Source organism: Streptomyces sp. YS-3, assembly GCF_045257485.1.
Taxonomy (GTDB): Bacteria; Actinomycetota; Actinomycetes; order Streptomycetales; family Streptomycetaceae; genus Streptomyces.
This window is the reverse complement of record NZ_JBJHPC010001067.1, coordinates 1-1066: the sequence shown is the minus strand read 5'-3', so window position 1 is coordinate 1066 and position 1066 is coordinate 1. Positions and strand designations below refer to the sequence as shown.

The 1066-nt window shown below is 73.5% G+C and carries 1 protein-coding gene; it reads left to right on the top strand.

Features of this window, described 5'->3' with window-relative positions; translation table 11 throughout:
- On the top strand, positions 1-795 hold a 795-nt coding region (locus tag ACJA3G_RS37500; RefSeq protein WP_406557473.1), incomplete at its 5' end, for a DUF6777 domain-containing protein.
- Positions 796-1066 lie beyond the last annotated feature (271 nt).

Here is a 1066-nt window from a genome sequence, read left to right as displayed (position 1 = left end):
CCCTCCCTGCCCAGCGCGTCGGCGCCGGCGTCCGCCAACGTGACGCGCGGCGTGGACGGTTCGGCCCCGGGCCTGTACGGCGGTACCCGCAACAGGGCGAGCTGCGACGTGGAGAAGCAGATCGGCGCGCTGGCGGCGGAACCGGCGAAGAACAAGGCGTTCGCGTCCGTCCTCGGCATCGCGCCCGACGGCGTGCCGTCGTATCTGCGCGCCCTGACCCCCGTACAGCTCCGTATCGACACCCGGGTGACCAACCACGGCTACGAGAACGGCTCCGCCACCTCCTACCAGGCCGTCCTCCAGGCCGGTACGGCCGTGCTGGTGGACGACCGGGGCGTGCCGAGGGTGCGGTGCGCCTGCGGGAACCCGCTGACGCCGCCGGTCGCCCAGCGGGGCACGCCCAAACCGGCCGGCGACGCCTGGCCCGCCTACCGGCCGTCGAACGTGGCCGTCGTCGCGCCCGCCGCCCGCCCGGTCCAGACGTTCGTCATGTTCGACCCGGACCACGAGGAGTGGTTCTCGCGGCCCCGGGGCGACACGGGCGAGAACGACCGGAAGACCCCGCCGCCCAGCACGTCGACGCCCTACGGCTCGTCGCCCACGAACTGCCCGTCGCCGTACGCCGGTTCATCCGCCCCTGCGTCCTGCGCCCCCTCGTCCGCCAGTGCCTCCGAGTCCGCGCGACCGCAGGCCCCCGCCTCGCGCCTCCCGACGACCTCGGCCCCCGCTCCGGGCCACTCGACCCCGTACGCCCCGGTGACGAGCGCCCCGGCCTCGGCCCCGGGCGGTTACTGAGCACCGATTCGAACTACGTCTGACGGGCGCCCCGCCGCGGAGCCCAAACGTTCCTCCTGCACAGTCGAACGATTTCTCGACGAGTCGGCCGTTACGCCGCGCTGATCAGCAGCGTTGTTCCTTGCGTCAGGTCCGCAAGCACCGTCCGAGGAGTCGCCGTGGATGCCCGTGGCCATGCCGTAGACGTTCATCCGGTGTTCGATCAGACGCATACGGGGAGGCGGGCATGAGCGGCGAGGCCGCGCCCTCGGCGCCCCCTGTCCCCCCGCCC